Source organism: Streptomyces sp. NPDC043726 (assembly GCF_056436565.1).
On sequence record NZ_JBWKCI010000010.1, the window covers coordinates 357,934 to 371,966 of the forward strand.

Sequence of the window (14,033 nt, forward strand, 5' to 3'; positions counted from 1 at the left end):
TCGTCTCCAGGGGAGTCCCGAGTGGATCGCACCGCCGCGTTGGTCGCCCGCCCCGTGGAGCGGCCTTCTGTATACGACCCGGCCGCGCGCCCCCTGCACGTCAGAGCTGCTCGGGTACTGGAGGCCAACTGGACGGGCGCCTCCACGGTCCCCTCGCGCGGCCTGTATCCGCACCAGTGGTCCTGGGACTCGGCGTTCATCGCGATCGGGCTGCGGCACCTGTCGCCGTTACGGGCCCAGACGGAGCTGGAGACACTGCTGAACGCCCAGTGGGGCGACGGCCGTGTTCCGCACATCGTCTTCAACCCCTCCGTCCCGCTCGACGCCTACTTCCCGAGCCCCGACTTCTGGCGCTCCTCGACCGCGGGGCGCGCTGCGGGCGCCCCGCGCACCGTACAGACGTCCGGCATCGTGCAGCCACCGGTGCACGCGCTGGCCGCCTGGCTGGTGCACCGCGCGGACCCCGGGCTCTCCCGCGGGCGCGGCTTCCTGGCCCGGGTCTACCCGAGGCTGGCGGCCTGGCACCGCTATCTGCTGCACCGGCGGGACCTGGGCGGCGGCGGTCTGGTGTCGGTCGTGCACCCGTGGGAGCAGGGCATGGACAACAGCCCCTGCTGGGACGCCCCGCTGGCCCGCATCGCCCCCGCCCCGGCCCGCTCCTACCGGCGCGCGGACCTGGACCACGGTGCCGCGGAGGACCGGCCGACGGATCTGGACTACGGGCGGTATGTGCGGCTGGCGGCGGAGTACCGGGACCGGGGGTACCACGACAGCCCGCACCGGGGTTACGACGACAGCTCGGGCGCCGCCTTCGCCGTGGAGGACCCCGCGTTCAACGCCCTGCTCATCGCCTCCGAGCACGCCCTCGCCCGGATCGCCTGTGAGCTGGGGGCGACCGGCACCGCCCGGCACGCCCGCGCCGAGCGCCTGACGACGGCCCTGCTGGACCGGCTCTGGGACCCGGAGCGCGGGATGTTCTCCTGCCGGGACGTGCGCGGCGCCCTGCTCCCGGAACGGTCGGTCTCCGGTCTGATCCCGCTCCTGCTCCCCACGCTGCCGAGGGAGATCACGGACGCCCTGGTCCGCACCGCCCGCGGACCGCACTTCTCGCTCGGCGACACCACCCGCCTGGTCCCGAGCTACGACCTGCTCGGCGAGGCCTTCGACCCGCACCGCTACTGGCGGGGCCCGGCCTGGTTCAACACCGCCTGGCTGCTGGAGCGCGGCCTGCGCACCCACGGCGAACGGCACCTGGCCGACGGGCTGCGGAGATCGGTGCTGGAGCTGGCCGACGGCTCCGGGTTCGCCGAGTACGTCGACCCGTACACCGGCGCGGCCTGCGGCACCGCCGACTTCAGCTGGACGGCGGCGCTCGCGCTCGACCTGCTGCACGACGAGCCCGCATCGGATGCGTGCGTCACGAAGGACGCCGAGGGCGCCGAAGGCGTCACCGACGGCATCGACGACGTCGGCGGCATCGACGTCAAAGGCATCAAGTAAGCCAGGAAAGCCCAGGCAAGCCCAGGAAAGCCAGGGGAGGGGACCGGGGATGACGGAACGGCATCATCTGCTCGTGCACGGGGAGACGTTCGCCGCGGTGGGAGACGGCGGCGACATCAGCGGCGTACGCGGCGGCGGCGCCCCGAACGGCATGTTCGTCAGGGACGCCCGCCATCTCAGCCGCTGGCAACTGACGCTGGACGGCGCGGTGCCGGAGGCCCTGGCCCCCGTGGCCGACGCGGACACGGCCCGCTGTGTCCTGGTCCCCCGGGGTGGGCGCCAGGAGCCGCCGGCGTACACGCTCTTCCGTGAACAGGCGGTGGGGGAAGGCTCGTTCGTGGAGTGCCTGCGCGTGACGAGCAACCTCCCGACCCCCACCACGGTCCGTCTGGCGATCACCGCCGACGCCGACTTCACGGACCAGTTCGAACTCCGCTCCGACCACCGTACCTACGCCAAGACCGGCGCCGTCCGCTCCCGGCAAGTCCTGGACCATGGCGTGGAGTTCAGGTACCAGCGAGGCGAATGGCGTTCCTGCACGACGGTGACGGCCGAGCCTGCCCCGGACGCGGTGGAGGAGACCGGCACCGGCGCGAGGCGCCTGGTCTGGACGCTGGAGCTGGAGCCGCACGGCACGGCGGAGCTGGCGCTGCGGGTGATGGCCCGTCCGCACGGCGACAAGCGCGCCCTGCGCGTCCCGCGCTCACCGGCCGCCCTGAACGAGCAATTGCTGTCCCTGGAGGGCGAGTTCGTGGCGGGCGTCTCCTTCCCCACGGGCTGGCCGGAACTGGCGGCGGCCTGCGCCCGGGGCCTGGCGGACCTGGCGTCACTCCAGATCCCGGCAACAGGCCTGGACGGAGAGGAGGTTCGCGTCCCCGCGGCCGGAGCCCCGTGGTTCCTGACCCTCCTGGGCCGGGACGCCCTCCTGACATCGCTCTTCGCCCTCCCTTACCGCCCCGCCCTGGCCGCGGCGACCCTCCCCGCGCTGGCGGCGACGCAGGCGACGGAGACCGGCGCGGTCTCGGTGGCCCAGCCCGGCAAGATCGTCCACGAGGTCAGGCACGGCGAGCTGGCGCACTTCGGCCAGGTGCCGTACGGCCGTTACTACGGCTCGGTGGACGCGACACCGCTCTTCCTCGTCCTCCTGGGCGCCTACGTGGAACAGACCGGCGATCTCGACCTGCCCCGCCGCCTGGAGCGGCACGCGCGGGCGGCGGTCGCCTGGATGCTGGACCACGGCGGCCTGACCTCGCGGGGCTATCTGGTCTACCGGGCGGACCAGGGCGGCCTGGCGAACCAGAACTGGAAGGACTCCCCCGGCGCGATCTGCTGGTCCGACGGCACGAGGGCGAGCGGGCCGGTGATGGCGGCGGGGGCGCAGGGGTACGCGTACGACGCGTTGCGCCGCACGGCCTGGCTGGCGCGGACGGTGTGGGCGGACGAGAAGTACGCGGCGCTGCTGGAACAGGCGGCGGGCGATCTGCGGGACCGTTTCCAACGGGACTTCTGGATGCCGGAGCGCGCCTTCCCGGCGCTGGCCCTGGACGGCGAGGGCCGTCAGGTGGACGCGCTGGCCTCGGACGCCGGTCATCTGCTCTGGTCCGGCCTGCTGGACAAGGAGTACGGCGAGCTGGTGGGGCGGCGCCTGCTGGAGGGGGACTTCTTCTCGGGCTGGGGGGTGCGCACGCTGGCCGCGGACCAGGCGGCGTACCACCCCCTCTCGTACCACCGCGGTTCGGTCTGGCCGCACGACAACGCCCTGATCTGCCTGGGCCTCTCCCGCTACGGCCTCCACGACGAGGCCCGGACCGTGGCCCACGCCCTGGTGGACGCGGCGACGACAACCGGCCACCGCCTCCCCGAGGTCCTGGCGGGGTACGGCCGGGACACCCACCCGGAACCGGTCCCGTACCCCCACGCCTGCGTCCGCGAGTCCCGCTCGGCAACGGCCCCGCTGGCCCTGCTGACAGCGGTGGGAGGAGCGTGACGCCGGGCTCGGGAAGGGCGTGACGCCGGGTTCGGGAGGGGCGTGACGCCGGGCTTGGCCGCAGGTTTGCCGGGAGTTTGCCGAGCGCTGGCCCGACCTGCCTGAACAAGGCCGCCCGCGGCCCCGTACGAATCAGGGGGCGGCCCCTGCCTCCCTGCCCCACCACGAGGGACCGCACGGAAGGACCCACCGGGTGCCCGTCTTCACGCGCCTACGCCAGCTCCCAGGCACACGAGTGGCCGAACAAACCGCCCCGGCCCAACCGAAACACGACCCCTCGACGGACCCGACGAACCCCGAACCCACGTCGGCAGCGGAGCCCCCGGAGGGGCCGCCGGGCACGCCTGAACCGGCAGCCGCCGAAGGCGAGCCCCCTCAGCCGCCACCCACACCCGAGGCCGAAGAAGCACCCCCCACACCCGAGGCCGAAGAGGCACCCCCCGCACCCGAAGGCGGACAAGCAGCCCCCACCCCCGAACCGGCAGCCGCCGACGGCGAGGAACCCCCACAAGGGCCACCCGCACCCGACGACGAAAGTGACACGGGTGGTGCGGGTGGGAACACAAAGGAGGCCGAAGGCGCAGCCGAGGCCCCGCCCGACAACCCCCGCCGCTGGCCCGTGACCGCCCTCGCCGCCGCCCTCGTCCTCGCCACCCTCCTCCTCCCCAACAGCCTCGCCGCCCTACGCCCCAACCGCTTCACCCGCCTCCCCGCGGAAGCGATCGTCGGCGCCGCGCTCCTCCTCGCCCTCCCCCACCGCCCGAGAACGGTCGTCGCGGCCCTCACCGGCACCGCCCTGGGCGCCCTCACCATCCTCAACGTCCTCGACATGGGCTTCCGCGAATACCTGGGCCGAGGCTTCAACCTCGTCCTCGACTGGTCCCTCCTCGACGACGCCCAGGCGTACATGAAGGACTCGATGGGCGAGGCCACCACCCTCACCGCCACCCTCGCCGCCGTGCTCCTCGCCGTACTCCTCCTCGTACTCACCGCGCTGGCCACGGTCAGAGTCGCGACCGCCCTGTCCGGCCACCGGCAACAGGCCACGAAGGCCACCCTCATCGCCGGCACGGTATGGATCACCTGCTCCACCCTCGGCCTCCAGCTCGCCGGACTGCCGATCGCCTCCGACCGCGCGGCCTCCGCCCTGGCGATCCAGGTGAAGCGGGTCCAGGACACCCTGCGGGACGAGGCGGCGTTCGCCCGCGAGGCGAAGGCGGACACCTTCGGCGCGACCCCGGCCGGCCAGCTCCTCCCCGACCTGCGCGGCAAGGACGTGATCTTCACCTTCATCGAGAGCTACGGCCGCAGCGCCATCGAGGACGACATCATGTCCCCGGGAGTCACCAGCACCCTGGAAGCGAGCACCGACTCCCTCAAGGCAGCGGGATACCGGGCGAAGAGCGGCTGGCTCACCTCCGCGACCTACGGCGGCAGCAGCTGGCTGGGCCACTCGACCTTCCTCTCCGGCCTGTGGGTCGACAACCAGCAGCGCTACCGCACCGTCACCTCCGGCGACCACCTCACGCTCACCAAGGCGTTCCAGAAGACCGGCGCCTGGGACACGGTGGGGATCATGCCGGGCATCCAGAAGGGCTGGCCGGAGGCGGACTTCTACGGCCTGGACAAGGTCTACGACGCCTTCCACCTCGGCTACCGGGGACCGAAGTTCAGCTGGTCGACGATGCCGGACCAGTACACGCTGGAGGCCTTCCAGCGCCAGGTCCACGGCAAGAAACGGGACAGGCCCCTGATGTCGGAGATCATCCTGACCTCCAGCCACCAGCCCTGGGCCCCGATCCCGAAGCTGGTCGACTGGGACGACCTGGGCGACGGCTCGCTCTTCGAGGCCATCGAGAAGGAGGGCGAGAAGCCGCAGGACATCATCACGGACACCACCAAGTCCCGTGCGGAGTACGGCAAGTCCATCGAGTACTCGGTGACGTCCCTGACCCAGTGGCTGGAACGCTACGGCACCGAGGACACGGTCCTGGTCTTCCTCGGCGACCACCAGCCGATCGCCCGCGTCAGCGGCGACAAGGCCAGCCGGGACGTCCCGATCTCGATCGTGGCCAAGGACCCGGAGGTCCTGGACAACATCAGCACCTGGAACTGGACCGAAGGCCTCCAGCCCGCCCCGGACGCCCCCGTCTGGAAGATGGACACCTTCCGGGACCGCTTCCTGACGGCCTACGGCTCAACACCCCACCCCACGAAGGACTGAGACCCTCACGGCGCGCCCATCCCCTCCCGGGCCACGGCGACGAAGACAGCCAGCAACCGCTTGAACTCCTCATGGCACAGCTCGAACCGCTCCCGCGCCCCCGACTCCCCGAGCACGAAGTGCCACAGCGTCCGGTTCGTCTCCGCCGCCGCCTCCAGCACGGCGTCGGCAGCCTCGGCGGCACCGGCCGGCCCCTCCAGCGTGACGACCCGCACACCGCGCATGAGCGGGTCGTAGGCGTCCCGCAGTTCACCCCGCAGTTCCTGGACCCGGGTCCGCAGCTCGTCCGCGTCGTCGAGTTGCGCGAAGGCGAACACCGCACGCCAGTACAACTCCCCGGTCACATGGGCCTGTTCCATGAGATCGAGGTAGGCGGCCCGCCGTGACTCCCGGACCCGCCCGCGTTCCTGGGCCGCCGCGGACGCCTCGGCCTGGGCCCTGGCGGCGCGTATGTTCCCGAGGTTGGTCACCCAGCTCGCCAGCACCGCCGTACCGCCGGTGAGAGCCGCGACCCACACCGCGCCGTCCCCCATCAGCCCCCCGACGTGTCCAGCTCCGCGTCCTCGCTCACGCCCGCGCAATCGTACGGGTCCTTCAGCCAGCCGTCGGGAAGGACGACCCGGTTGTTGCCGGACGTACGGCCCCGAGGACCGTCCGCGCCGGCCGGCCAGGCCTGGTCGAGGTCCAACTCGTCGAGGCACGAACGGAGTTCCGCCAGCGACGACGTGATGGCCAGCCGCTTGCGCATCTCGGAGCCGACCGCGAAGCCCTTCAGATACCAGGCGACGTGCTTGCGGAAGTCGATGACACCGCGCGCCTCGTCGCCGATCCACTCGCCGAGCAGGGTGGCGTGCCGCACCATGACGTCGGCGACCTCGCGCAGCGCCGGGCGGGCGATGTCCTGGTCCCGCCCCTCGAAGGCGGCGACCAGGTCCGAGAACAGCCACGGCCGCCCCAGGCACCCGCGCCCGACCACGACCCCGTCGCAGCCGGTCTCCCGCACCATCCGCACCGCGTCCTCGGCGGACCAGATGTCGCCGTTGCCGAGCACCGGGATCTCGGGGACATGCTCCTTGAGCCGCGCGATGGCGTCCCAGTCGGCCGTGCCGCCGTAGTGCTGTGCGGCCGTACGACCGTGCAGCGCGATGGCCGTGACCCCTTCCTCGACGGCGATCCGGCCGGCGTCGAGGAAGGTGATGTGGTCGTCGTCGATGCCCTTGCGCATCTTCATCGTGACCGGCAGGTCGCCCGCCCCGCTGACCGCCTCGCGCAGGATCGCCCGCAGCAGGTTCCGCTTGTACGGCAGCGCCGAGCCGCCGCCCTTGCGGGTCACCTTGGGCACCGGGCAGCCGAAGTTCAGGTCGATGTGATCGGCGAGCCCTTCCTCCGCGATCATGCGGACGGCCTTGCCGACGGTCGCCGGGTCCACGCCGTACAGCTGGATCGACCGGGGCTTCTCGCTCTCGTCGAAGTGGACCAGCTGCATGGTCTTCTCGTTGCGCTCGACCAGCGCCCGAGTGGTGATCATCTCGCTGACGAACAGCCCCTTGCCGCCGCTGAACTCCCTGCACAGGGTGCGGAAGGGTGCGTTGGTGATCCCGGCCATGGGGGCCAGGACGACGGGCGGCTGAACGGTGTGCGGCCCGATCTGCAGGGGCGTGACGGTCGTGGGCATTCCCCCATTGTGCCGTGCAATGAGTTCGTAAAATTCGTTAGTTAGACGCACTATCGAAATCGGCGTACGATGGAGCCCATGCCCGAGCTCAGCCACCGCCGACGCCTGCTGGTGCTCGCGATCTGCTGTATGAGCCTGCTGATCGTGAGCCTCGACAACACCGTCCTCAATGTGGCCCTGCCCTCGCTGCAGCAGGATCTGCACGCGAGCACGGCGGGCCTGCAGTGGACGATCGACGCGTACACGCTGGTCCTCGCCTCGCTGCTGATGCTCGCGGGCTCCACCGCCGACCGCATCGGCCGCAAGCGCGTCTTCATGGCGGGCCTGATCGTCTTCACCATCGGCTCGGCCCTGTGCTCGATGGCCCCCAGCCTGGAGGCGCTGGTCGCCTTCCGCATGGTGCAGGCGGTGGGCGGCTCGATGCTCAACCCGGTCGCCATGTCGATCATCACCAACACCTTCACGGATCCGCGCGAGCGGGCCCGGGCGATCGGGGTCTGGGGCGCGGTGGTCGGCCTCTCGATGGCGGCGGGACCGCTCGTGGGCGGCCTGCTGGTGGACACGGTCGGCTGGCGCTCGATCTTCTGGGTCAACCTCCCGGTCGGCCTCGCGGCCCTCCTCCTGACCCTCCGCTACGTCCCGGAGTCCAGGGCCCCCAAGCCCCGCCGGGTGGACCCGGTCGGCCAGCTCCTGGTGATCGCCCTGTTCGGCTCCCTGACGTACGCGATCATCGAGGCGCCGAACTCCCTGACGGCGAGCCTCCCGCTCGCGGCCGTGGCACTGCTCGCCCTGCTGGCCCTGCTCCGGTACGAGCCCCGGCGCGCCGAACCCCTCATCGACCTGCGCTTCTTCCGCTCGGCACCCTTCAGCGGCGCCACGGTGATCGCGATCAGCGCGTTCGCCGCGCTGGGCGGCTTCCTGTTCCTGTCGACGCTGTACCTCCAGAACGTCCGCGGCCTGACCGCCCTGGAGGCGGGCCTGTGGATGCTCCCGATGGCGATACCCACCTTCCTGTGCGCACCCCTGTCCGGCCGCCTGGTGGGCAACCGCGGACCGCGCCTCCCCCTGCTCGTCGCGGGCGTGGCCATGACGGCGAGCGCCCTGCTCTTCGCCGTGTTCGACGCGGAGACCTCCGACCCGACCCTGTTCCTCGGCTACGCCCTCTTCGGCATCGGCTTCGGCTTCGTCAACGCCCCCATCACCAACACGGCGGTCTCCGGCATGCCCCGGGCCCAGGCGGGTGTCGCGGCCGCCGTCGCCTCGACCAGCCGCCAGCTCGGCCAGACCCTCGGGGCCGCGGTGGTCGGCGCCGTGCTCGCGGCGGGCGTGGGCGCGTCCTCGTACAAGGACGCCTTCGTCACGGCGGCGGTCCCCGGCTGGTGGATCCTCACGGCCTGCGGCCTCGCCGTACTCCTCCTCGGTCTCCTCACCAGCGGCCCCTGGGCCCGCCGCACCGCGGAACGCACGGCCGACCGCCTGGAGTCGCCGGAGGTACGCGAGGTGTCGAGGATCAGCGCCTAGCCGCTATCGCGTGCAGTTTCTCCAGCCGCAGCCGCGACTCCTCGTCCGCCGGGGCGTACGTCACCACCCGGGGGCCCACCTCCGGGCCGAGCCAGAAGTCCGTGTGGTCGACCACCACGCGGCCGACGTGGCGGTTGAGGAATTCCTTGCGCTTCGTGCGGTGGGCCACCACCTCGTGGCGGTCCCAGGCCGCGCGGAACTCGGCCGACTCCGTGCGCAGGCGCTTCAGGAGCATCTTCCAGGCGGGTTCCGCGAGATGGCCGGCCATCGTGGCGCGGAAGCGGGCCGCCATCAGGCGCTGGGTCTCCTCCAGGTGCACGATCGACGAGCGCCACTCGTCGTTCGTGTACGAAAGGATCATGCAGTTGCGGTCCTCCGGCGGCACCGCGTCCAGGTCGCAGAGCAGCAGCCCGTACGTGCTGTTGTAGGCCAGGATGTCGTACCGGCTGTTCTGCACACAGGCCGGCATCGGCTCCAGGCCGGTGAGGATCGCCCGCAGCGCCGGGGTGACCGAGGGGCAGCTCGTCGCCGGGGTCGGGTCCACCGCTCCGGCGAGCTGGAAGAGGTGGGCGCGTTCGCCCGCGTCGAGGAGCAGCGCCCGGGCCAGCGCGTCCAGCACCTGCACCGAGACCTGGATGTCCCGCGCCTGCTCGAGCCAGGTGTACCAGGTGACGCCGACAGCGGAGAGCTGAGCGACCTCCTCACGGCGCAGTCCCGGCGTACGGCGCCGGCGCCCCCGGGGCAGCCCCACCTGCTCGGGGGCGATGTGCTCGCGCCGGTGCCGCAGGAACGCGGCGAGTTCATGCCGCCGCACGTCCGCCTCGCGGGTGCGCGGGCTCGCCGTCTCTTCCTGCGCCATGGTCGTCATGCCCCCAGCCTGCCGCCGTACCGACCCTGTTGCCAGGTAGTCCTTCTACCAGGATAAGGACACTCTGGTACCAGTCTCCGGGCGGGCGCAGGCTCGACATCGTGACCGAAACCATGACCTCCCAGCAGGCCCGAGCCACCGCCGCGCCCCCCACGCTCGGCGGACTCGGCCTGTTCACCGTGCTGCTGGGCGCGGCACTTCCGCTCATCGACTTCTTCATCGTCAACGTGGCCCTGCCCACCATCGGCCACGACCTCGCCGCGAGCGAGTCCGTCCTGGAACTGGTCGTGGCGGGCTACGGCGTCGCCTACGCCGTCCTGCTCGTCCTCGGCGGCCGGCTCGGCGACCTCTTCGGCCGCCGGCGGCTCTTCCTCGGCGGCATGGCGGCCTTCGGCATCACCTCGCTGGCGTGCGGGCTCGCGCCGACCGCGTGGACGCTCGTCGTGGCCCGGGTCGCGCAGGGCGCCGCGTCCGCCGCGATGCTCCCGCAGGTCCTCGCCACCATCCAGTCGGCCACCGCGGGTCCCCGTCGCGCCAAGGCGATGGGCCTGTACGGCGCCACCGCGGGCCTGTCCATGGTCGCCGGGCAGATCCTCGGCGGGATCCTGGTCGCCGCCGACCTCGCCGGGACCGGCTGGCGCTCGGTGTTCCTGGTGAACGTGCCCGTCGTCCTCCTCGCCCTGGTCCTCGCGGCCCGCGCCGTCCCCGAGACCCGCTCCGCCCGCCCCGAACCGATCGACGGACCCGGCACGGTCCTGCTCGCCACGGCCCTGCTGACCCTGCTGGTCCCGCTCACCGAGGGCCGGGCGGCGGGCTGGCCGCTGTGGACCTGGCTGTCGCTGGCCGCGTTCCCGTTCGCGGCGGCGGCGTTCTACGCGGTGGAGCGCGGCGCCGACCGGCGCGGCCGGACCCCGCTGGTGCCGCCGAGCCTGTTCGCGCTGACCTCGCTGCGGCGCGGTCTGGTGATGATCCTGCCGTTCTCGATCGGCTTCAGCGGCTTCATGTTCGTCATCGCGGTGGCGCTCCAGGAGGGCGCGGGCCTCGGCCCGGTCCCGGCGGGCCTCGCGCTGCTGCCGATGGCGGCCTCCTTCTTCGCCGTCTCGCTCGCCGGACCCCGCCTGGTCGCCCGGTACGGCGTCCGCGTGGTCACCGCCGGCGCCGTCCTCCAGGGCGTGGGCCTCGGTCTGCTGGCCCTGACCGCCTGGCGCTCCTGGCCGGACCTCGGCCTGCTCACGCTGCTCCCCGGAGCGGCGGTCGCGGGAGCGGGCCAGGCCCTGCAACTCCCGGTGCTGTTCCGGATCGTGCTCTCCGAGGTGCCGCCCGCCCGGGCCGGCGTGGGCAGCGGCGTGATGATCACCGCCCAGCAGTCGGCGCTGGCGCTGGGCGTGGCCACCCTGGGCACGCTCTTCCTCTCCCTGGTCCCGGGCCTGGGCATGCGCGACGCCCTGGTCATCACGCTGCTCGTGCAGTTGGCGACCGTGGTCCTGACCGCGCTGCTCAGCCTGCGCCTGCCAGGGCACAGCTTGGCCAACTCGGCGTGAAGGATCCCCTCTTGATGTTGGTCTTGCTGCACACTCCTCCTTGACTTTCTCAGGACCCCTGGAGGCGCCATGCCGCAGATCAACACGAGCAAGGTCACCCGCTGGGACCAGCACGGCCGCGAACACGTCGTCCAGGTACGGCGCACGGGAGTGCAGCGGACGGTCAGATGCGACACCTGCGGGTGGCGCATCTCGGCCCAGTTCCTGCCCTGGCTGAAGGCGGAGGAGCATCTGGCGGAGGCCCACCAGGCGACGGTGGATCCGACCGTCGCCTGACGGCCCCACCCTTGCGGGAGCCCTTGTGGGAGCCCTTGTGGGAGCGCTCCCAGGCACGGCACGATGCAGGGATGACCCATGCCGTGCGCCCCTATCGCCCCGAGGACCAGACCGCCCTGGAGGACATCTGCGTCCGCACCGCGCATCAAGGCGGCGACAGCCGCCCCCATTACGCGGACCCTGCCGTCTTCCCCGCCACCTTCGCCACCCCCTACGTCCATCTGGAGCCCGAGCTCGCGTTCGTGCTGGACGACGGACAGGGACAGGCCGTCGGCTACATCCTCGGCACCGCCGACACCCCTCGTTTCGCCGCCGACTTCCGTACGAAGTGGCTGCCGATGGTCGCCTTCCGCCACCCGGCGCCCAAGGGCCCGCCCACGACCCCCGACGAGACGATCGCCGACCTGCTCCACCGCCCGGAGCGGATGGTCCTGCCCGAGCTGATCGCCTACCCGGCCCATCTGCACATCGACCTGCTCCCCGAATGGCAGGGCAAGGGCCACGGCCGGTCCCTGATGCGGACGTTCCTCCAGGCCCTGGACCACCGCGGGGTCCCCGCCGTGCACCTGGTCATGGCGACGGCCAACACCCGCGCCCGCGCCTTCTACGACCGGATGGGCTTCCACGAGATCGAGGTGCCGGGCCTGGGCCAGTCCACGTGCCTGGGCCGGACGACCCGGGACCACTGAGCCCTCAGCCCGCCCGCAGCCCCCGGACCAGCAGATCCACCACGGCCTCGAACTCGCTCTGGGCGTCCGGCCGTTCCCACTCCCGGTGATAGCCGGGGTCGTGGAAGCGGGCCGTGGCCTGGAAGACGGCGCGGGCCGTGGTGAGCGGGTCGGCGGAGGAGAAAGAGCCCGACTCCACCCCCGAGCGGACGATCTCGGCGAGCTGGCCGGTGAGGTCGTCGACGTGCTCGTCGACCGCGTCACTGTTCTCCGTGGTCAGCACGGTGTACGTGGCGAACAGCTCGGGGTCGTCCCCGGCCTTGTGCCGCTTGGCCTCGAACAGGGCCAATAGCCAGGCCTCCAGCCGGGACGCCGGCTCGCGCCCGGTCTCGGCGACGATCCCGGACAGCACCTCGGACGTACGGTCCAGCCAGCGCTTGGTCACCGCCTCGCGCAGCGCCGCCTTGGTCCGGAAGTGCCGGTAGACGCTGCCGTGGCTGACGCCGAGCGCGCGGGCCACGTCCACCACGGTGGCCTTGGCGGGGCCGTGGCGGCGCAGCACTTCCTCGGTGGCCTCGAGGATGCGCTCGGCGGTCAGGGCTTCGGAGGTCGGTGCCATGGAGAGACCGTACCTTCGGGTCTCATCTGCTGCCGAGGTGGGCCATCTGCGCCGCCGGGTAGCGGTCGCCCGCGGCGGCGTCCGCCGGCACCGCCTTCTCGATCGCGGCGAGGTCGGCCGCGTCCAGGGTGACGTCGAGGGCGCCCAGCGACTCGGCCAGCCGCTGCCGGGTCCGGGCGCCGACGAGCGGCACGATGTCCTCGCCCCGGGACAGCACCCAGGCGATGGCGGTCTGCGCGACGGTCACGCCCTTCTGCTCGGCGATCTTGCGCAGTGCCTCGACCAGGTTCAGGTTGTGCCGGAGGTTCTCCCCCTGGAAGCGGGGCGAGACGGAACGGTAGTCGTCGGCGGCGAGCTGCCGGTCGCGGCTGAAGTGGCCGGAGATCAGCCCGCGGGACAGGACGCCGTAGGCGGTGATGCCGATGCCCAGCTCGCGGGTGGTGGGCAGGACCTCCTCCTCGATGCCGCGGGAGATCAGTGAGTACTCGATCTGGAGATCGCAGATCGGGGCGGTGGCGGCGGCGCGGCGGATGGTGTCGGCGCCGACCTCGCTCAGGCCGATGTGCCGGACGTACCCCTTCTCGACGAGTTCGGCGATGGCGCCGACGGTCTCCTCGATCGGCACGTCCGGGTCGAGCCGGGCGATGCGGTAGACGTCGATGTGGTCGACGCCGAGGCGCTGGAGGGAGTGGGCGGCGAAGTTGCGCACGGCCGCGGGCCGTCCGTCGAAGCCGCTCCAGCCGCCGTCCGGGTCCCTGAGCGCCCCGAACTTCACGCTGATCAGCGCCTGTTCGCGGCGCTCGGCGGGTGCGGCGCGCAGGGCCTCGCCGACCAGCAGTTCGTTGTGCCCCATGCCGTAGAAGTCGCCGGTGTCGAGCAGGGTGACTCCGGCTTCCAGGGCGGCGTGGATCGTCGCGATCGACTCGGCCCGGTCCGTGTCGCCGTACACCGCGGACATGCCCATGCAGCCGAGACCGAGGGCGGAGACCTTGGGGCCGGTGGTTCCGAGGGTGCGTGTCTGTGTGGTCATGGAACCAGCCTGACATGACAGCTGACAGATTTCAATATCTGTCAGCTGTCATTTGTCATTCACGAGCCAGGCCGCTCCCCGCACCCAATTGGTCCAGACCTATTGACGCAAGGTCTGGACCGCG

The 14,033-nt window shown here is 72.0% G+C and carries 12 protein-coding genes; 7 read left to right on the forward strand and 5 right to left on the reverse strand.

Annotation, left to right across the window (positions count from 1 at the left end; all coding sequences use genetic code 11):
* Nucleotides 1-21 precede the first annotated feature (21 nt).
* From AC068Z_RS29140 to AC068Z_RS29150, 3 genes are all read left to right on the forward strand, one after another.
* The gene (locus tag AC068Z_RS29140) at nucleotides 22-1,500 is read left to right on the forward strand and encodes an MGH1-like glycoside hydrolase domain-containing protein (protein ID WP_478561913.1); all 1,479 of its coding nucleotides are present in this window, start codon (nucleotides 22-24) and stop codon (nucleotides 1,498-1,500) included.
* 49 nt (nucleotides 1,501-1,549) lie between these two features.
* Entirely contained in the window at nucleotides 1,550-3,487 is a 1,938-nt protein-coding gene (locus tag AC068Z_RS29145; RefSeq protein ID WP_478561916.1) for an amylo-alpha-1,6-glucosidase, read from the forward strand.
* A gap of 619 nt (nucleotides 3,488-4,106) precedes the next feature.
* Entirely contained in the window at nucleotides 4,107-5,711 is a 1,605-nt protein-coding gene (locus tag AC068Z_RS29150) for an alkaline phosphatase family protein (protein ID WP_478561919.1), read from the forward strand.
* Nucleotides 5,712-5,716: 5 nt separating this feature from the next.
* Here the strand turns inward: AC068Z_RS29150 and AC068Z_RS29155 are convergent, their stop codons facing one another.
* On the reverse strand, nucleotides 5,717-6,244 hold the full coding sequence (locus AC068Z_RS29155; RefSeq protein ID WP_478561922.1) for a hypothetical protein: 528 nt from the start codon (nucleotides 6,242-6,244) through the stop codon (nucleotides 5,717-5,719).
* Entirely contained in the window at nucleotides 6,244-7,386 is a 1,143-nt protein-coding gene (gene dusB / locus AC068Z_RS29160; RefSeq protein ID WP_478561925.1) for a tRNA dihydrouridine synthase DusB, read from the reverse strand. Before dusB ends, AC068Z_RS29155 begins: the two co-directional genes overlap by 1 nt.
* A gap of 78 nt (nucleotides 7,387-7,464) precedes the next feature.
* Here dusB and AC068Z_RS29165 point away from each other — a divergent pair, with 78 nt between their 5' ends.
* Nucleotides 7,465-8,907, forward strand: coding sequence for an MFS transporter (locus tag AC068Z_RS29165; RefSeq protein WP_478561928.1), 1,443 nt, complete (start codon nucleotides 7,465-7,467; stop codon nucleotides 8,905-8,907).
* On the opposite strand, the gene AC068Z_RS29170 is transcribed toward AC068Z_RS29165, so the two are convergent.
* The gene (locus AC068Z_RS29170; RefSeq protein WP_478561931.1) at nucleotides 8,897-9,775 is read right to left on the reverse strand and encodes an MmyB family transcriptional regulator; all 879 of its coding nucleotides are present in this window, start codon (nucleotides 9,773-9,775) and stop codon (nucleotides 8,897-8,899) included. The genes AC068Z_RS29165 and AC068Z_RS29170 overlap by 11 nt on opposite strands.
* A 101-nt stretch (nucleotides 9,776-9,876) precedes the next feature.
* On the opposite strand from AC068Z_RS29170, the gene AC068Z_RS29175 reads away from it, so the two are divergent.
* The 3 genes from AC068Z_RS29175 (at nucleotide 9,877) to AC068Z_RS29185 (ending at nucleotide 12,281) form a co-directional block, all read left to right on the forward strand.
* Nucleotides 9,877-11,316 (forward strand): MFS transporter, encoded by a 1,440-nt coding sequence (locus AC068Z_RS29175; protein ID WP_478561934.1) that lies wholly within the window; start codon nucleotides 9,877-9,879, stop codon nucleotides 11,314-11,316.
* A gap of 69 nt (nucleotides 11,317-11,385) precedes the next feature.
* Nucleotides 11,386-11,592, forward strand: a complete 207-nt coding sequence (locus AC068Z_RS29180) for a hypothetical protein (RefSeq protein WP_451723761.1) — start codon at nucleotides 11,386-11,388, stop codon at nucleotides 11,590-11,592.
* A gap of 71 nt (nucleotides 11,593-11,663) precedes the next feature.
* The gene (locus AC068Z_RS29185) at nucleotides 11,664-12,281 is read left to right on the forward strand and encodes a GNAT family N-acetyltransferase (protein WP_478561938.1); all 618 of its coding nucleotides are present in this window, start codon (nucleotides 11,664-11,666) and stop codon (nucleotides 12,279-12,281) included.
* 4 nt (nucleotides 12,282-12,285) lie between these two features.
* Here the strand turns inward: AC068Z_RS29185 and AC068Z_RS29190 are convergent, their stop codons facing one another.
* Nucleotides 12,286-12,879 (reverse strand): TetR/AcrR family transcriptional regulator, encoded by a 594-nt coding sequence (locus tag AC068Z_RS29190; protein ID WP_478561941.1) that lies wholly within the window; start codon nucleotides 12,877-12,879, stop codon nucleotides 12,286-12,288.
* 22 nt (nucleotides 12,880-12,901) lie between these two features.
* Nucleotides 12,902-13,909 (reverse strand): aldo/keto reductase, encoded by a 1,008-nt coding sequence (locus tag AC068Z_RS29195; protein WP_478561944.1) that lies wholly within the window; start codon nucleotides 13,907-13,909, stop codon nucleotides 12,902-12,904.
* Between the last annotated feature and the right edge of the window lie 124 nt (nucleotides 13,910-14,033).